The organism is Acidimicrobium ferrooxidans DSM 10331, assembly GCF_000023265.1.
Taxonomy (GTDB): Bacteria; Actinomycetota; Acidimicrobiia; order Acidimicrobiales; family Acidimicrobiaceae; genus Acidimicrobium; species Acidimicrobium ferrooxidans.
In genome coordinates this window covers 1,935,460-1,952,738 of record NC_013124.1, presented here as the reverse complement: position 1 = coordinate 1,952,738, position 17,279 = coordinate 1,935,460, and the positions used below count along the sequence as shown (strand labels likewise).

The 17,279-nt window shown below is 67.3% G+C and carries 18 protein-coding genes, 1 tRNA gene and 1 riboswitch; of the genes, 7 read left to right on the top strand and 12 right to left on the bottom strand.

The window, feature by feature from the left end:
* Nucleotides 1-12: 12 nt before the first annotated feature.
* The 5 genes from istA to AFER_RS09625 all read left to right on the top strand — a co-directional run bounded on the left by istA (nucleotide 13) and on the right by AFER_RS09625 (nucleotide 3,350).
* A complete protein-coding gene (gene istA, locus AFER_RS09640) occupies nucleotides 13-1,233 on the top strand; it encodes an IS21 family transposase (RefSeq protein WP_049755475.1) in 1,221 nt (406 codons plus the stop codon).
* Nucleotides 1,226-2,038, top strand: a complete 813-nt coding sequence (gene istB / locus AFER_RS09635) for an IS21-like element helper ATPase IstB (protein ID WP_015799254.1) — start codon at nucleotides 1,226-1,228, stop codon at nucleotides 2,036-2,038. Before istA ends, istB begins: the two co-directional genes overlap by 8 nt.
* A 122-nt stretch (nucleotides 2,039-2,160) precedes the next feature.
* A complete protein-coding gene (locus AFER_RS09630; protein WP_015799253.1) occupies nucleotides 2,161-2,481 on the top strand; it encodes a transposase in 321 nt (106 codons plus the stop codon).
* A complete protein-coding gene (locus AFER_RS12110; protein WP_143712027.1) occupies nucleotides 2,481-2,687 on the top strand; it encodes a hypothetical protein in 207 nt (68 codons plus the stop codon). Before AFER_RS09630 ends, AFER_RS12110 begins: the two co-directional genes overlap by 1 nt.
* A gap of 9 nt (nucleotides 2,688-2,696) precedes the next feature.
* On the top strand, nucleotides 2,697-3,350 hold the full coding sequence (locus tag AFER_RS09625; RefSeq protein WP_143712025.1) for an IS3 family transposase: 654 nt from the start codon (nucleotides 2,697-2,699) through the stop codon (nucleotides 3,348-3,350).
* A gap of 28 nt (nucleotides 3,351-3,378) precedes the next feature.
* On the opposite strand, the gene AFER_RS13005 is transcribed toward AFER_RS09625, so the two are convergent.
* The 5 genes from AFER_RS13005 to AFER_RS09595 form a co-directional block, all read right to left on the bottom strand.
* Complete coding sequence (locus AFER_RS13005) at nucleotides 3,379-3,660, bottom strand: helix-turn-helix domain-containing protein (protein ID WP_179943743.1); 282 nt, start codon at nucleotides 3,658-3,660, stop codon at nucleotides 3,379-3,381.
* 333 nt (nucleotides 3,661-3,993) lie between these two features.
* Nucleotides 3,994-4,749: a DUF6671 family protein gene (locus tag AFER_RS09615; protein ID WP_143712024.1), complete on the bottom strand. Its 756-nt coding sequence runs from the start codon at nucleotides 4,747-4,749 to the stop codon at nucleotides 3,994-3,996.
* A 563-nt stretch (nucleotides 4,750-5,312) separates the two neighbouring features.
* Complete coding sequence (gene thiC, locus AFER_RS09605; RefSeq protein ID WP_015799250.1) at nucleotides 5,313-6,962, bottom strand: phosphomethylpyrimidine synthase ThiC; 1,650 nt, start codon at nucleotides 6,960-6,962, stop codon at nucleotides 5,313-5,315.
* Nucleotides 6,952-7,056: riboswitch (TPP riboswitch) on the bottom strand. (Overlaps the previous gene by 11 nt.)
* A 371-nt stretch (nucleotides 7,057-7,427) precedes the next feature.
* Nucleotides 7,428-8,828, bottom strand: a complete 1,401-nt coding sequence (locus tag AFER_RS09600; protein ID WP_015799249.1) for an FAD-dependent oxidoreductase — start codon at nucleotides 8,826-8,828, stop codon at nucleotides 7,428-7,430.
* 213 nt (nucleotides 8,829-9,041) lie between these two features.
* The gene (locus AFER_RS09595; RefSeq protein ID WP_015799248.1) at nucleotides 9,042-10,358 is read right to left on the bottom strand and encodes an arsenic transporter; all 1,317 of its coding nucleotides are present in this window, start codon (nucleotides 10,356-10,358) and stop codon (nucleotides 9,042-9,044) included.
* 398 nt (nucleotides 10,359-10,756) lie between these two features.
* Here AFER_RS09595 and AFER_RS09590 point away from each other — a divergent pair, with 398 nt between their 5' ends.
* Nucleotides 10,757-11,179, top strand: a complete 423-nt coding sequence (locus tag AFER_RS09590) for an ArsR/SmtB family transcription factor (protein ID WP_083769396.1) — start codon at nucleotides 10,757-10,759, stop codon at nucleotides 11,177-11,179.
* A 773-nt stretch (nucleotides 11,180-11,952) separates the two neighbouring features.
* Here AFER_RS09590 and AFER_RS09585 read toward each other — a convergent pair.
* From AFER_RS09585 to moaA, 4 genes are all read right to left on the bottom strand, one after another.
* Nucleotides 11,953-12,025 (bottom strand) — tRNA-Ala (locus AFER_RS09585).
* A 37-nt stretch (nucleotides 12,026-12,062) separates the two neighbouring features.
* Nucleotides 12,063-12,476 carry a hypothetical protein gene (locus AFER_RS09580; protein ID WP_015799246.1) on the bottom strand — a complete coding sequence of 138 codons (414 nt, stop codon included), beginning with the start codon at nucleotides 12,474-12,476 and terminating at the stop codon, nucleotides 12,063-12,065.
* Nucleotides 12,473-12,964: a cyclic pyranopterin monophosphate synthase MoaC gene (gene moaC, locus AFER_RS09575; protein WP_015799245.1), complete on the bottom strand. Its 492-nt coding sequence runs from the start codon at nucleotides 12,962-12,964 to the stop codon at nucleotides 12,473-12,475. Before moaC ends, AFER_RS09580 begins: the two co-directional genes overlap by 4 nt.
* Nucleotides 12,965-13,025: 61 nt before the next feature.
* On the bottom strand, nucleotides 13,026-14,033 hold the full coding sequence (gene moaA / locus AFER_RS09570; protein ID WP_015799244.1) for a GTP 3',8-cyclase MoaA: 1,008 nt from the start codon (nucleotides 14,031-14,033) through the stop codon (nucleotides 13,026-13,028).
* Between the two features lie 17 nt (nucleotides 14,034-14,050).
* Between moaA and AFER_RS09565 the strand changes: the two genes are divergently transcribed.
* Nucleotides 14,051-14,638: an NTP transferase domain-containing protein gene (locus AFER_RS09565; protein WP_015799243.1), complete on the top strand. Its 588-nt coding sequence runs from the start codon at nucleotides 14,051-14,053 to the stop codon at nucleotides 14,636-14,638.
* Here AFER_RS09565 and AFER_RS11320 read toward each other — a convergent pair.
* From AFER_RS11320 to AFER_RS09550, 3 genes are read right to left on the bottom strand one after another with little or no spacing between them, the layout of a single operon-like run.
* Complete coding sequence (locus AFER_RS11320; protein WP_049755471.1) at nucleotides 14,588-15,079, bottom strand: TetR/AcrR family transcriptional regulator; 492 nt, start codon at nucleotides 15,077-15,079, stop codon at nucleotides 14,588-14,590. The genes AFER_RS09565 and AFER_RS11320 overlap by 51 nt on opposite strands.
* Nucleotides 15,080-15,107: 28 nt before the next feature.
* On the bottom strand, nucleotides 15,108-15,911 hold the full coding sequence (locus AFER_RS09555; protein ID WP_015799241.1) for a trehalose-phosphatase: 804 nt from the start codon (nucleotides 15,909-15,911) through the stop codon (nucleotides 15,108-15,110).
* A complete protein-coding gene (locus AFER_RS09550) occupies nucleotides 15,908-17,254 on the bottom strand; it encodes a trehalose-6-phosphate synthase (RefSeq protein ID WP_015799240.1) in 1,347 nt (448 codons plus the stop codon). Before AFER_RS09550 ends, AFER_RS09555 begins: the two co-directional genes overlap by 4 nt.
* Nucleotides 17,255-17,279 lie beyond the last annotated feature (25 nt).

The following is a 17,279-nucleotide window of genomic DNA, read 5'->3' as shown; positions in this document are numbered from 1 at the left end:
GGCAGGTCTTTGATGAGGCTATTCGAACTGCAGGCTGAGGGCTACGGCTACCGCGAGATCGCGCGGCGCACGGGCCACTCCCGGAACACGGTCCGGCGCTACCTGCGCGACGGCGCCGGCACCTCGGGGAAGGCCACCCGCCCCCGACGGGGTTCCAAGCTGGACCCCTACAAGGCCGAGATCGACCGGCTGGTGGCAGACGGGCTCACCTCGGCCCCGGCCATCGTGGAACGGATCGCCGAGCTCGGCTACACCGGCAAGGTCACCATCGTGCGCGACTACGTGCGCACCATCCGCCACACCGCACCTCCGAAACCCGTCCCCATCCGCCGCTACGAGACCCCGCCTGGCCACCAGCTCCAGGTGGACTGGGGCATCTTCTCCTACGTGGACGCCAGGGGCGAGGAGCGACGCATCCCGGGGCTCGTGGCGACGCTTGGCTACTCGCGGCGCACCTTCGTCACCTTCGCCCCGAGCGCCGACAGCTACGGCTTCATCGGTGCGCTGCTCGAGGCCTTCTGCCACTTCGGGGGACTCACGAACGTGGTGCTCACCGACCACATGAAGACCGTCGTGCTCGGCGGGGACGCCGCAAGCGGCTACGAGTACCACCCCCAGCTGCTCGATCTCGCCCGCTACCTCGGGATCTCGATCTCGCTGTGTCGGGTCCGACGGCCCGAGACCAAGGGCAAGGTGGAGCGCTCCATCCGCTACGCGAAGGAGCACTTCTGGCCAGCCCGCCGCTTCCGTGACCTCGCCGACCTCAACGAGCAGGCCCATCGCTGGAGCCTCGAGCGCGACCACAGGCTGCATCCGAGCCTCGGTGCTACGCCCATGGAGGTCTTCGACCGTGCCGAGCGCGAGGCCCTACGTCCCCTGCCGCCACGCGCCGAGCTCGATGCCTTCGTGCGCCGCCCTCGTCGGGTGAGCCTCGATGGCTTCGTCTCCTTCGGCGGCGTCAGCTACGGAGTACCAATCGCCTACGTCACGCGCACGGTGTGGGTGCTGCCCAGAGGGCGCACCCTCGAGATCACCGACGAGACAGGAAGGGTGATCGCCACCCACTCGCTTGGGTTCAAGACCCGCACGGTGGTCTACCTGCCCCAGCAGTACCAGGGCATCCCACGCGCCGAGCTCGCTGGCGCACTCCGTGGCCCCCGAGCCCGCCAGCTCGTCGACACCACGGTCGAGGTGCGCTCGCTGGATGCCTACGAGGCGCTGAGCCATGCTTGAGGTCGCCGAAGCACTCCTTGGCGAGCTCGGCCTTCCCCGCAGCGCCGAGCTCGTCGGGGCCGCCATCGAGGCCGCCACCCAACGCGAGGCCTCCTATGTGGACTTCCTCATCTCCCTCCTCGGTGCCGAACGCGACGAGCGTCGCCACCGCAGCTACGAGACGAGGCTCAAGCTCTCGGGCCTGCCCCATCGCAAGGGCCTTGGCGACTTCGACTTCGACTTTGCCGCCGGGGTGGATCGCGCCCTCGTCAACGAGCTCGCCTCGTGCGCCTTCGTGGCGAACGCCACCAACGTGGTGTTCCTTGGACCTCCTGGGGTGGGCAAGACCCACCTCGCGGTGGGGCTCGCCCTGTCGGCTCTCGAGGCCGGGCACTCCGTCTACTTCACCACCATGGCCCGCATGGTGGCCGACCTCGAGGGCATGGGCAGCCCGAGGCGTCTGCGCAAGTACCTCGCCCCCAAAGTGCTCGTCATCGACGAGATCGGTTACCGGGCGCTTTCGACGGAGGCCGGGGGAATCTTCTTCGAGGTGATCTCAGCTCGCTACGAGACCGGGAGCATCATCTGCACCTCGAACAAGGGCTTTGGCGAGTGGGGCACCCTGGTGGGGGACCAGGTGCTCGCGACGGCCATATTGGACCGCTTGCTGCACCACGCCACGGTCCTGAACATCCGAGGCGAGAGCTACCGCCTGAAGGACCGGACCAAGCAGCGGCTCCCCGGTGGACTGTTGCCCCAGGCGGCCGAGGCCATGGCGAAGGGAGGTGACGCCGAGCACCACGATCCTCACCACTACCACCTATAGTTGTGCCACGGGTGGGTCAGTTCGCACCGCTGATCCCGGGTCAAAAGAAGGCCGCTGCCTACACCAGATTCCGTTGACACGTCGTAAGTCACACGTACCATGGCAGAGGGAAGGGGAGGTCGATGGGGACGTCGAGAAGGAAGTTCACCCTGGAGTACCGGACCGAGGCGGCCCACCGGGTCATCGACAGCGGCCGGAGCGTCCCAGAGGTGGCCCGTGAGCTCGCGATCGGGGAGCACAACCTCTATCGATGGGTGCGGGAGGAGCGCAGGCGGATCGAAGCAGCAAACGCCACTGGCAGCCCGCCCCTCACGGCGCAGGAGCGCACGGAGCTCATCAGGTTGCGCAGGGAGCTCGAGGAGCTGCGCAAGGACAACGAGTTCCTGGGAAAAGCAGCCGCGTACTTCGCCGCGAAGCCACCACGCAAGAGAGATTCGCGCTGATGGAGGCGGAGTACGCTCGCTTCAAGATCAAGCGGATGGCACGCTTCCTCGAGGTCTCCCGGGCTGGCTACGACCGATGGCGACGCACCCAGGTAGCACCGTCGCGTCGGGCATGTGCGAGACGCGACCTCGAGGACCGAGTGGTCGCGGTCCACCAGGCATCCTCTGGCACCTACGGCGCACGACGGATCACGGCGGCACTCTGAGCCGCTGGCGTGGTGACGAGCCACAACACGGTGGCGGCAGCGATGGCCAGGGGCGGCATCGGCGGTATCAGCCCCAGGAGGTTCCGCCCAGCGACCACCCACGCCGATCCGAAGGCGATCTACCCACCAGACCTCGTTGCCAGGAAGTTCGACCCGGGGCGCCTGCACGCCCTCTGGACCTCGGACATCACCTACCTCGCTCTCGCCGGCGCGATGGCATACCTGTGTGTGGTGCGCGACGAGCACTCGCGGCGGGTGCTCGGATGGAGCGTCGCGGAGCGCATGGAGACCACGCTCGTGCTCGAGGCCCTCGGCCAGGCCGTCGCGGTGCGTGGGTCCAACGCGCAGGGGGTCATCTGGCACACCGACCGAGGGAGTCAGTTCAGCGACCATCGAGTTGTGGCCTTCTGTGCCCGACACGGCATCACGCGCTCCATGGGGCGAACCGGCACCTGCTACGACCACGCGAGCGCGGAGTCCTTCTGGTCGATCTTCAAACACGAGTTCTTCTACCGCCACGCCTTTGGCGACCTCGCCGAGCTGCGCCGCGGCATACAGAGCTACATCCAGTTCTACAACCACCAGCGCAGCTGCTCGAAGATCGGCTACCTTGCCCCAGTCGTCTTCGAGCACCTCGTCGCGGAGGGGGCTCGCATGAAGTAACCTGGGTGTCTATAACTTCTGGGGCACCTCAGTCAGCGATGGCGCGGCGCTGGTCGAGGACCAGTGAGGCTGCATCCGTTCGGAACTGGCTGAGGTCACGCTCGTCTGCGAAGAGCGGGGCCGTCGCCCGGGCCTCGACGCTCGTAAGGGATCTGTCGGTCGGGGCTCGCCGATAGCTCGGCGGCTCGCTCCGGGCGGCCAGCCTTACGACCGTCGTGCGCGAGAACTCCAGTCGCTCGGCGATGCGAGCCTTGGGGACGCCCTCAGCTACCAGCCGCCTGACGAGTGCCCAGTCTTCCACAGCGATCACCCTCCATGGTCGGCTGTTCACTGTTCACCGGTGACATCGTTCAGTTCTCGAACGGCGTCGACAATTGTCTGCGGTATGTCGTACCGAGCTCGCTGACTGGTGGTGACCGACCGGAGGCGAAGCGCGATCTACGAGCACGCGCGCGGCGAGCGGTGTTCCCTCTGGTGAGGGAGAACGAAGCAGCCATGGGCCTCGTTGATCAGCATTGTCGAACGTCTCGAGGACGCTGGGATCCTGTCCTCAAGGGGACAGGCGTCGGTGCGCGAGGTGGCCAACGTTCACGCGCTCCGCCGTGCTCGCTGTGTGACGACCGCTACCGTCTCTCGTTCTTCACTACGGATTGCACACAGGACATTCGCTCGGGTCGGCTCGATGCTCGGCTGCGACGAGAGGACGCATCTGGCGGCAATCGCAGGCCACGCAGCCGTCGATCTCGGCGCGTGGTGTGGGGACCTCGGTGCCACACCACGCGCACGGGATGCCGACGAGTACGTCGACACGCCCCCACCCAGGTGCGCCGCAGCCCGGACAGCGAGCAGCGATCCGATCGGCAAGGCGTTGAGCAGCAGCTGCGATCGCGCTCCGACGCGAGGGACACGCGTTGGCCCGCAGGTCAGTCTCGACGCGGGCCAAACCGTCTGTCGCAGCACGAGCACACTCTGCAATGGCCGAAGTCAGGTGGTCGAGGGAGGCAATGCCCTTGTAGATCGGATGCAGCACTCCGTGGTTCGGACGGACGATGACCTGGTGCTCCGGGAAGTGCGCCTCGCGCAGAAACGGTTCGAGGTCATCGTCGGGGCGGACGGTCGTCGAGGCGGCGACGATATCCCAGCTCGCATGGCTCTCCCACACGACGATCCCGTGCTCGTCGTCCACGAGGACGACGATCTCTCGATCGGCATGGACGAACGGGAGGGCTGGGTCGGGGCCGATGCTGCCCTCAGACGCAAGGCCGAGGGAACGGCCAGCTGCTCTCATCCCAAGGCGCGCCTTGGCGATGGCGGTGTCGAGCGCAGGTCCAGGGCGAGGGATATCGCCAGTGAACGTGCCGAGGACGTCGGTGTCGACGGGGACGGCTTCGACTTGCAAACCGATCGCTGCTTCCAGTGGAGGAGCGATGAGCGGGAGCTTGTCGTGCTTGGTGGCCAGTACGGCTGTGAGACCAGCGTAGGGGTGGTGCCCCCGCGACCAGCTGCGAGATGGGCGACACGTCACTTCTGGATTCGTGGTGAGCCCCTCCGACGACCGGGAGCTCGACGTCCTCTGTGGCCTTGGCACGGCTCCACCGTAGCAAGATGGGAGAAGCAGACTTCAGGCATGCTGGTGCGCACCCGACGATGACGTCGCGAGCGGGCCCGCTCACGCACCAGCACAGGCGCGCCCGAGCCGGGCTACCGAGCGTCTGGTCGTCTCGGTGGCGTGCTGGTCCGAGGTTCCGGTGCCCAGCTCGGTCGATGCCCCTACCGGGTCGCCGAGGCATTGTCGGTCGTTCCGACGCCATCGTCGACCCAGGTCCGGCTCGAGATGCGAGTGCTCTCGGCTGAGATCGACCACAGCGACGCATGGCCGACTGTCGCCGAGTGTGCTGTGCGGTGCGCCGATCGGATCGCGACGCGAACGAGTGTCGATCGGCAGCGCTGTCTCGGTTGCCGTCAGGCGTCGTGAAGCGCGCGATGCGAGTGTGCCATCGCGCAGAAGTTCGGCCCACACATGGAGCAGAACTCGGCATCCTTGGCTGCGCGCGCTGGCAGGCTTTCGTCGTGGTGTGCCTGCGCTCCTGCGGGATCGATGGCGAGGGCAAACTGGTCGTTCCAGCGAAACTCGTAGCGGGCTCGGCTCATGGCATCGTCCCACGCCTGTGCGCCGTTGATCCCCTTGGCGAGATCGGCTGCGTGCGCGGCGATGCGATAGGCGATGAGCCCCGCACGCACGTCCTCCGGGTTCGGGAGGCCGAGGTGCTCCTTGGGCGTGACGTAGCACAGCATGGCTGCCCCGTGCGCTCCGATCACGGCAGCTCCGATCGCCGATGAGACGTGATCCCACCCCGCCGCAACATCGATCGCGAGGGGTCCGAGGGTGTAGAACGGCGCATCGTCGCAGAGTTCTTGCTCGAGCAGTGCGTTCTCCGCGATCTTGTGGAGTGGGACGTGGCCTGGCCCTTCGATCATGGCCTGGACGCCGACCTCTCCAGCTCGTCGTGCGAGGTCGCCGAGCGTGCGGAGCTCGGCCAGCTGAGCTTCGTCGTTGGCATCTGCGGTGGAGCCGGGCCGCAGGCCGTCGCCGAGCGAGAGCGTGAGGTCGTAGCGACCGGCGATAGCAAGCAGCTCATCGAAGTGCTCGAACAAGAAGTTCTCGCGTTGGTGATGCTGACTCCATGCGGCCATGAGGGAGCCGCCGCGCGAGACGATACCGGTGGTCCGGCGTGCCGCGAGCGGCACGTAGTCGCGGAGCAGGCCGGCGTGCACCGTGACGTAGTCGACCCCCTGGAGCGCCTGCTCCTCGAGCACCTCGGCGAACAGCGACCAGCTCAGCCGCTCGGGCCGACCACCGACGCGATCGAGCGCTTCGTAGATCGGCACGGTGCCCACCGGAACCGAGCTGTTGCGCAGGATCCACTCGCGCACCCAGGCGAGCTTGGTCCCGGTGGAGAGGTCCATGATGGTGTCGGCGCCACCCTGGAGCGCCACCGCGACCTTGGCGAGTTCTTCGTCGATGTCGGCGCGTACGCTCGACGCCCCGAGGTTGACGTTCACCTTGGTCCGGTAGTTCCGGCCGATGATCGTCGGTTCGAGTTCCGGATGGTTGGGATTTGCCGGCACGACCGCCCGCCCGCTCGCGACGTCGTCGAGCACGCGCTCGAGCGTGACCTGCTCTCGGGCTGCCACGAAGCGCAGCTCCCACGAGCCAAATCCGCGGCGCGCGAGGGTCCGCTGCGTCAGGATCTGGTTGGCGGCGTACGTGGGACGGGCGGGAGCACCGTTGGGCAGCGGCCCCCCAGGCAGCGTACGGGTCACGGTGGCGCCATAGCGATGGCGGAGGACCTGTGCCCGGACCTGTGGTAGGCCGTCTGATCCGAGTGGGGCACCGGGCAGGCTCGTCGGCAGGATGACGGGACCCTCGGCGGTCGCCACCTCCAAGAAGGGGACGAGGACGGTATCGTCGTCGCCAGAGAGGTCATGGGGCAGTGGCGGAGCCTCACGAACCACGCGGCGCTGCTGCGGGTGTGCAGCTTGTACGACGTGATCGGTTGGCGCTTCGTCGACGTGACGGCGCCGCAATGACGCGACAGGAATGGTGTTCATACTGCCTCCCTCCGCCGGTACGAGCCGGATCAGGTTCCAACGGTCGGCGGCTCTTCCGCCCTCTCAGCCCGACTGGGCTCCCGTGGCAAGCATCAGGCTACCACAGCGCCGCTCGACGTGCAGGTCGCAGCCGCACGCTCACGAGCGCAGTCGGGAGCCAGGAGTCTGCGCGCCGATCCCATGGGGCTCGGGGTGGTCCCGGGGAGGGCTCGTGTGCTTCGGTGGCCCCTGGTGGGGACCAGAGTGCCCGCGGCGGGGTGCGATGACGGGATGGGGTGCGCTAGCGCACGAGTCGAAGTGTCGCGCTTCATGTCGGGTCGTGAACTGGTAGGTGCGCGGTCGGCGGAATCAGCCCCGAGCTCACCCGACATGGGGCAGTCTCGCGCTCGCCAGACCCCTTAGCCTGGCCGTCGCGAGTTCGCCGCGACGGCCCCTGCTCGTTGTGTGAGTCGCGCCGTCCACGCCTCAGTGTGCGTCGTCGACGGGCCGTGCTTCACTGATCCAGCGCTGGCTGGCTACCTGGAGGACGTCCCACGGACTGCCGAGCGGCGGGGTGTAGGAGAGGTCGAGGTCGCCGAGTTCATCGACGCTGAGGCCGGCGAAGAGCGCGGCTGCTGCGGTGTCGATCCGCTTGTGGACAGCGCTGGTCAGTGCCCCGACCATCTGGACACCGAGGAGGCGCCCGCTCAGGAGATCGCCTGTCATGCGAACCCGGACGGAGGTGGCGCCCGGATAGTAGGCCTTGTGATCGTCGGCAGAGGACGCGACGGTGCGCGGTCGAAAACCGGCGCGCTCGGCCTCGCCGTCGCGGATGCCCGTACGAGCTGCGACGAGGTCGAAGACCTTCACGACCTGGGTGCCGAGACTGCCGGCGAAGTGGCGATCGCCGCCAAGGGCGTTCTCGCCCGCGATACGCCCCTGCTTGTGGGCTGTTGTGCCGAGCGGGAGATACGTCTCGCCGAGGAGGGCATGGTACGTGACGACACAGTCCCCGGCCGCAAGGACGTCTGGGGCGTTGGTTCGCATGGTTCGGTCGACTCGGATCGCGCCCCTCGGGGTGAGCTCGAGGCCGGCCGCGCGAGCGAGTGCGGTGTCGGGGGCGACCCCGGTGACGACGAGGACCAGTTCGGCGTCGAGTTCGAGCGCTCTGGGCTCAGCCTCGGGTGCCCACGTGGCGTGGACGCGGAGCCGACGGCCTTCCGTCGTGATGGCCTTCGCCGTTGTGGAGGTGTAGACCGCCACGCCGTGGGTAGCGAGTTCCTCGGCGACGACGTCGCCCAGGGGTCCGTCGAGCGTCGGTAGGACGTGGGGGAGCGCTTCGAGCACGCTCACGGCGATGCCGCGGGTTGTGAGCGCCTCGGCCATCTCGAGGCCGATGTAGCCGGCCCCCACGATGACCGCTCGCGACGGTGCGCGGGTGGCGAGACTCGCCATGACCGCGTGAAGGTCTTCCATGGCGTGGACGGCGTGGACACCGTCCCCGTGGCCGAGCTGGTCGAGTCCGCCGATCGGTGGGCGGAGGGGCGTCGCGCCAGTGGCGAGGACGAGGCGGTCGTAGCCGAGGCTGATCTCGCGTCCGTCGGCATCGGTTGCGACGACCGTGTGCCCAGCGACGTCGATGCGGCGGGCGGTGTGTCCCGTGAGCAGGGTGATACCGAGCGCTTCGAGGTCTGAGCGCGTCCGGTGGGCCAGGTCGTGCCAGTCGGCGACGTCGCCCGAGACGTGGTACGGGATGCCACAGATGCTGAAGTTCGGGTAGTCGTCTGCGAGCACGACGGTGATCTCGGCCGAGGCGTCGAGCTCTCGAGCGCGCAACGCGGCAGAGATCCCGCCGTCGCTCCCTCCGATGCACAGAAGGCGCATCATGCTGACCTCTGCGCCCATCGAGCGGCACCGGGTCCGAGATGACCGATGCGCCTCTCGGCTGGCCCGAGGTCTCCTCCGTGAAAGGCGGCCGGGTATCGGCACCGGATCGGTCGGGGGTCACTCGTCGGCTGCGGCTGGTCGAGACGACGTCGTGGGTCCATGGTTGCTCCTTGCTCTCGAAGGCTCCTTGATCGATCGCGGGCTGACGCTGTTTCAGTGCGCAATGGCGACCCACCCTGCCAGGGCCGCCAGCGTGATGGCAAGGACCGGAACGGTGAGCACGATGCCTTGGCGGAAGTAGCGGCCCCAGCTGATCTTGATGCCCTTGGTCTCGAGGACGTGGAGCCAGAGCAACGTCGCGAGGGAGCCGATCGGGGTGAACTTCGGGCCGAGGTCTGATCCGACCACGTTGCCGAACACCGACGCCGTCCGAGCGAGTCCTGCGAGATGTGCTCCGTTGATCGACAGCGCACCGATGAGGACGGTCGGCAAGTTGTTCATCACCGCAGACAACGCGGCAGCACCGAAGCCACTCGCAAGGGCCGCTGGCACGAGTCCGGCGCGAGCGGTTGCGCTGAGGGCGTCGGAGAGGAAAGTGGTCAGACCAGCGTTGCGCAGCCCGAAGACGACCAGGTACATGCCGATCGAGAACACCACGATCCTCCACGGGGCTTCGCGGAGCACGGCGGCCGAGGAGAGTGCGGCAGAGCGGGAGGCGAGGAGCAGGAGGAAGATCGCCGCAAGACCGGCGGGGATCGACACCACGAAGTGGAGCGGCTCCGAGAGGAAGTAGCCGCCGAGCAGGACCCCGAGCACCACCCAGCTGGCCCGAAACAGGCCGTGGTCCGCGATGGCGCTGTGGGGAGCGGCAAGCGCGTTCGGATCGTAACGACCAGGCAGCATCCGCCGATAGAAGAGGTAGAGGACCGCGGTGCTCGCGACGAAGGCCACGAGGTCGACTGGGGCCATCGTCTTGGCGTAGGTAGCAAAGCCGATGTGGAAGTAGTTGGCACTCACGATGTTGACCAAGTTCGACACGATGAGCGGGAGGCTCGTTGTGTCGGCGATGAAGCCTGCCGCCATCACGAACGGGAGCGCCTGACGAGGCCCGAACCCGAGTGCACGCACTTGCTCGTACACGATCGGAGTCAAGATCAACGCTGCGCCGTCGTTCGCAAAGAGGGCTGCGACCACCGCGCCAAGGATGAGCACGTAGAAGAAGGCACGGACGGCACTGCCGTGGGCTGCGCGCAGGACGTGGAGTGCGGCCCACCGAAAGAACCCCACTCTGTCGAGCACCATAGAAATCACGATCAACGCGACGAAGGTCGCGGTGGCGTTCCAGACGATTCCCCAAACCGTGACGACGTTGGTGAGGTGGACGACGCCGAGCGCGAGAGCGAGCAGCGCGCCTCCGGTCGCTGACCAGCCGATCGACAGTCCCTTGGGTTGCGTGATCACGAGGGCCAGGGTCGCGACGAAGATCGCGATGGCCGTGACGATGAGGGCGGGTCCGTGGAGGCTCAGCACGCGAGCTCCATACGCCTTCGGCTGCACGACTGGGAAGCGCTCCGCGATGGGGACTGTCGGCGCGCTCGGGTGTTCCGCGCAGTGGCACTACGGCGCGGCCTTCGGGAGTTCGTGACTCCCTGAGAGTCCAACCGCCGTGGAGGGAAGGGACACCGAGGGGTTATCAGAGGAGCGTGCCTGGGTCCGAGGGTCCTCGTCGCTGGCACGGTTCGAGGTCGATGCGCGTGCCGATGGCTGCTGCTCGTCGGTGACGTCCAGTGCTGCTGCACGTTGGTGACGCCGCCCAACGGGGCGGTCGGTCTTCGACCTGCGTGGTTGCACCGTAATGTATTGATGGTCATCAATATATCCAGGCCACGGTCGACGGATCCCTTCGGTGCCGAGAGGGCGGTTGTAGGATGAGGGCTGTGAGGAACGCCGTACGGCCGCTGGTCCGTCCTGATGCCGGTCAGTCGACGGCGGCCGATGTCTGCACTCCAACCCTGACGCGCCCGACGCTTGATCGGGCAGCGGCCCAGAGACTCGCCACCCTGCTCAGGGCTGTGGCTGATCCTGCTCGGCTCCAATTGATCAGCCTACTCCAGGGTGCGCCTCTGGGTGAAGCCTGCGTGTGTGACCTGGTGGCTCCTCTTGGCCTGGCGCAGCCAACCGTGAGCCACCATCTGAAGGTTCTGCTCGATGCCGGGATCGTCAGCCGCCAGCGGCGCGGGATGTGGGTGTACTACCGCCTGGTCCCCGAGCGGCTCGGAGCGCTGGCACAGCTCCTTGGTCGATCCGACGACGATGTTCTGTCAAGGCTCCCGAGCACATCGGAGCACTGAGCCATACCGGTAGCGCTCACCTGAATGCGGTGGCAGCGTTGTGTTCTCGCTGACGGGGAATCTCCACCGAGGTGGCCTACCTATCGGCGCACGATGCGTTGATTCCTCGCAGACGGGGGATCGGCATCACGGGGATCGTGTGGGCTCGTGCATCGTACGCCCTCCGGAACCTGTCAAAGCCTTGACGGACACCCCTGGTCGGCACTTCACTGTGTCGGCGCTGCCACTTCCTCTGGCGGATTGATCAAGACGTGCCTCGGTAGGGCAGGCGGCTCCGGCGGCTTGCGTACGAAGCGCTCCGGATTGTTGCGCCAGGCAGCCTCGAGCGGCGCAACCCGCTGTGCTCGGAGTTCCCCTCCATGTCAATGTTGGGTGAGACTGCTCCCCCTGCCCCCATCGATGTCTCGAGGGGGCGGCCGACGAAGGAGATCGCTACCTCCTTGAGGACCACGCCACGGCGAGCCCGTGCCGAACTGCGGGTATGCCCGGCACTCCCGATCCCGAGGACTCCCAGGGGCTCGAAGCGGGCCGGCTCGCTGCACACTCGGTTCAACCGATCGTTGCGAGACGCCGCTCGCGGAGGTGGGCACACGCACCAGCCGAGCGCGAAGAGACGATGCCGTCGAACGGCCGCTGCGCCCGTCGATGTGTGCCAACAGCTCGGCGCGGTCGGGTCTGTTGAGCACGTGCCCGCGCGCTGGTGAACCCATCGCGTGCTGTCATGCAAACCGTGATCGGACCCACCAGATCCAGCAGGTGAGGCTGACCGTCGGTGGAGGTGAGCGGACTCGAACCGCCGACTTCTACGTTGCGAACGTAGCGCTCTACCAGCTGAGCTACACCCCCGAGGGTTCATCGGCGTGGTCGCCGATGAACGAGCATGCTAGCGGCTCGGTTCGGGCTGAATCACCATCTGGCGAATCGAACTACTCGGTGTCCGCTGCCGGCGGATCAACCGTACGTAGCCAACGAACATGGTCGCGGCGACGAGGCTCGTGAGAAACCCTCCGAGCGGATCGACGGGCAGTGCGATGAGCCCAGCGAGGAGGGCGGCTCCCAGCAGCAGATAGACCCGACGACGTCTGACCAGCTGTTGGGACGAGCCCCGTGGAGAGGAAGGAATCGGGAGTTCAACCGCCACCGTACCATCGAAGCGACGCGCGAGTGCCACCCGAGCCTTGCGGTACCGTCGCAGCGAGACAAATCCGTCAGGGTCGTTGCGCCGAGCGACGATCGGTGCGCTGAGGATGGCGATCCAGCCGATGGCCAAGATTCCCTCGAGCACCCGCATGGTCACAGCTCGACGGCCTCCTCCCGACGCCAGTGGCCTGAGCGACCGCCGACCTTCTCCCAGAGCGCGAGGTCACCGACCACCATGGTGCGGTCGTACGACTTGCACATGTCGTAAATGGTCAGCGCTGCGACGGACGCCGCCGTGAGTGCCTCCATCTCGACCCCGGTGCGGTCGACGGTCTCGACCTGGGCTTCGACCTCGACGTAGGTGTCGCCGAGCGTGAAGTTGATGTACACGGAGCCGACGAGGAGTGGATGGCACAGCGGGATGAGGTCCGGGGTGCGCTTCGCTGCTTGGATGCCAGCGATCCGCGCGGCGCCGAGCACGTCACCCTTGGTCACGGCGTTGTTGGCGACGAGCGCCGTGGTCTCGGGCTTCATGAAGACCTTGCAGCGAGCGAGCGCTCTCCGGTGCGTGGGCTCCTTCGGAGTCACATCGACCATGCGGGCCCGCCCCAGCGGGTCCAAGTGGGTCAGCTTGCCGTCGGCCATGGCCACACTCTAGGCCAGGAATGACTCGCCGGGTGGCATATTCGCCACGGAGCGATCCGATTCAACCGCCGATTTGGCTCATCGACTTCGATGGCCGGCGGAACCTGACGGTACCGATCTGATGGCCTGCCCACTTCGTGCCGACGATGGCGACGATGCGCTCGGCGAGCGCATCGTCGCCTGCGCCACCGCGCAGTAGCGGGCGCAGGTCGTGCTCGTCCAGCGCGAACAGACACGTGCGCAAGCGGCCGTCGGCGCTGAGGCGCACGCGGTCACAGGCGTCGCAGAACGGGTGCGTCACCGTCGGGATGACCCCGAAGCGCCCAGATCCATCATCGAGTTCGTAGGTGGTCGCCGGAGCCGATGACCGTGCGAGGGGGTGGAACGAGAAGTGCGCGGCGAGCAGCTCCAGCATCTCGGCCTCGGAGACGACGTCGCGGGGCGACCAGTGCCCGTCCCCGTCGAGCGGCATGAACTCGATGAAGCGTACTTCGATGCCACGATCGACCGCGAAGTGCACCAGGTCAGGGAGTTCGTCCTCGTTGACGCCGCGCATCACGACGGTGTTGAGCTTCACCGGTGACAGACCGACGCGGATTGCTGCGTCGATGCCCTCGATGACCCGTTCGAGGCGGGTCCGGCGCGTGATCTGTGCGAAGCGCTCGGGACGCAAGGTGTCGAGCGAGATGTTCACGCGCGCCAGACCGGCCGAGACGAGGTCGTCCGCGAGCAGTGCGAACGTCGCGCCGTTCGTCGTCATGGAGAGCTCGAGACCGGTGCCGTCGGGGCGACGAACCTGCGCGAGCTGTTCGATGAGCGACGGTACCTGCGCTCGTACCGTCGGCTCGCCACCGGTGATGCGCACCGACTGGAGCCGGAAGGCTGTCGCCATGACGCGCGCGATGCGAGTGATCTCCTCGAAACTCAGGAGTTCGCCTCGGTCCAGCCAGTGCATACCCTCTTCCGGCATGCAGTAGGTGCACCGGAAGTTGCAGCGGTCGGTGATGGAGACGCGGAGGTCGGTGATCTCCCGCCCGAAGGGATCGATCAACGGCGTCGCTGCGTCCATGGACCTAGCCTACCAGGATGGTGGGGTGGCATGAGGAGTCGGCTCCGGCTCGACGCCTGCGCGTCGCGCTCCTGCTCACGGGTGGCCGATCGCGGCGTATGGGTACCGACAAGGCTCGTCTCCCCCGCGAGGGAGGGGCGATCCAGGCCGAGTGGTTGCGCGACGCACTCGAACGTGCGTCGTACCGCGTCGTCGAGGTCGGTCCTGGGGTGTCAGGAGCCGCGGCTGTCGCTGATGCCGGGTTCGGTCCGCATCGCGCCATCGTGGCCGCCCTTGAGGAGCTCGACCTGCGACCGCAGGACCTCGTCGTCGTGGTGCCCGTTGATCTCTTTCGGGCGTCCGTCGATGCGCTGAGCTGGATGTGGCGCGTGGCGCTGGAGGGCCCCTTCGTCGTGCGACGGGCCGATGGTCCAGCATGGGATCTCGCTGGTGGCTGGGTCGCCAGCGTCGATCGAAGTGCGACACGTCTCAGCGCACTGTGGCCCGGGGCTCGTCTCGTCACCGTCCCATCGCCGCTCGAGGCCGACCTTCAGGATGCGGATGACCCGCGCGCGCTAGCGCAGCAGCTCATGATCGAACGGCGCGGCCGGATCGGGTCCAGCTGACCACACGTGCAGCAAGAAGCGATCGGCGAAGAAGCCGAGGAGCGCAAGGCGCGGCAGGGCGCCGTTGGTGTCGACGCTCGCGATGAGTTCGTGCAGCGATCGCAGCGCGTCCTCTCGATCATCGATGACCGAGGCGACGAGGGCGCTGACCCACGTCGCCCACGGTGGGGTTTGCAGGATCCGAAGCCGTTCGAGTGGCCCTCGCTGGGCCTTGAGGATGTCGCTCAGGCCCTCTGGCATGTCGCGAGCCGCTCCGAGCAGGCCGCGCTTCGACCCGAAGTAGTGGTAGATGAGGGCGGGGTCGACGGCCGCTCCCTGGGCGACGCGGCGGATGGTGAGGTGGCTGGCTCCGGTCGTGGCGAGGAGCTCCCACGTTGCGCGCAAGATGTCGGCACGACGCGACGGAGCGGCGCCTACCTCCGTGCCAACCGAGACCATCATGGCCCTCCTCGGGTCATCACTGCGGTGGCTATCGGTCGGCCTCGCGACTTCGTTGAGCAAAATCGTCGACAGGACCGTCATGATCGGCGTGACGCGAGGCGAGGAGTTCGCGGAGGGAGTGGAGACGGCGGTGCAGTTCGGGCTGATCGATGACCTCGTCGCTGATCGCCGCGAGCGCAGGAGGGAGCTCACCAGAGTCGATCGCGAGGCACCACGACGGCCCGCCGTGACCGCGCACGGCTTCGACGGCGGCGATGTCGCCGACGTCGTCACCGGCGTAGAGCACGAAGTCGGTGTCGTCGGTGATCAGGGACGAGACTGCCGTGCCCTTCGTCGCCGATGAAGGCAAGAGCAGCTCGTATGCCTGGCGAGCTTCTTGAAGATCAAGGTGGTAGGCGGCGGCCAACCTCTGGACCGTCACCGCGGCTCGAGCGGCGAGTTCGGGATGCTCCCGAACGTGCAGGGCCACCGACGTCGGCTTGCGTTCAATGAGCGCGCCATCGGCCGCGAGGTCCGCAAGGCCTCTCGCCACCCGGTCGAGGAGGTCGCGATCTGCGGGCGTGGCCGTCTCGTCGCGCCCGTAGTTGGAGGCGATCTCGATCCGCACGGCAAGGTCGCCAAGCTGATCGGTGAGGAAGGAGCGAGGTCTTCCGGACACGATCGCGATGCGCAGCGTGCGCGCGAGCCCGCTCAGATCGTCGAGGAGATCCGGAGCGATGCTGGCGCGCGAGGGATCCGCCGTGATCGAGGCGAGGGTCCCATCGAAGTCGAGCGCAACCAGCGGGCGGTGCGCTCTGACGAGAGCCGTGACGACGTCCCTCCAGCCTGTCATCGCGTCTCCGTGGCGGTCGGGGTGATCGTGGCAAGCCAGCGATCCCAGGAATTGCTGTGAACCCAGCGGCGCACCGGTTCGAGATCACCGGGCCGCTCGAGCGCATCGATGAGGGCACGAGCGGTCTCGTCGACGTCGAACGGGTCGACGAGCGTCACATGGTCTCCGATGTGCTCTGCGATACCCGCGCTACGCGAGAGCACGATGTGGGCGTCTGGGGGGGCGAGCAGACTCGCTTCGGGTGCGACGAGGTTGAGTCCGTCGCGCACCGGGTTGACGAGCAGCACCCTGAAGCGCTGGTAGGCAGCGATGGATCGTGCCGGGTCGTCGCTGAGGTGCGCCTCGATCGGCACCCACCCTGAACGCCGCCAGCGGTCGTTGACGGCGTCGATCATGTCGACGAGCGACGAACGGAGGCGATGGTACTTGTCCAGGTTGCCGCGCGAGGGGTAGGCGAGGTGGAGGGCTCGGAACCGGCCCGCGAGGTCGGGGCGGAGCTCCAGCATCCGGTCGATCGCGGCGACGCCACGCAGCAGGTTCTTCGACGGCTCGATGCGGTCGACGCGCGTGATCGTGGGGAGTGCGCCGCCGGTTGCGTCGAGGCGCTCGCCCGCTTCGGCGACATCGGGACGTGCGGCACGCTCGAGCAATCCAACGACGTCGACGGGGAGGGGGGCGACCACGATCGGCGGCGCCACGAGTCCGCTCGCATCGAAGAGTGCTCGCAGCCGCTCGGCCCACGTCGGTGCGTGGACGGCGATGAGGTCAGCTTCGGCGATGCCATCGAGGAGGGCCCGACGAACCACTGCCGGCAGGACCGCGTACTCCTGCTCGGTCGGCACGGGGATGTGTAGGAAGAAGACCAGCGTGCCTTGCCAGCCGCGTGCTCGGAGCGCCCGAGGCACGAGATAGAGGTGGTAGTCGTTGACGACGATGACGTCGTCAACATTGGCAACGGCGTGCGCTGCTTCGGCCATGAGCTCGTTGAACGTTTCGTAGTGCGACCACGCCCTTCGCGAGTGAGCGTCGTCGATCGGCTCGAACGCGAGGTCGAACAGCTGATGAGCGCAGTACCAGAGGAGCTCGTTCGCGATGGTGTCGTAGGCGCTACGGTGCACTTCCTCCGGGACAGCAGCTGGGATGAGGCGATCGTCGCCGACGGCGCTCCAGTGCTCGCGTTCTGGTCCGTCGTCGACGGCGAAGACGGATCGCGCTTGACCCGTTGCGAGCAGTCCTCGCAGGCCGGCAGCGAGGCCACCGCCCGCCTCGTGGAGCGACCCGGACGGCGAGATCGCGAACGGCCCTCGATTCGTCACGAAGAGGTACTGGCGCGCTGGAGCCATGACCTCACGCTAGGTCGTGTGCGTC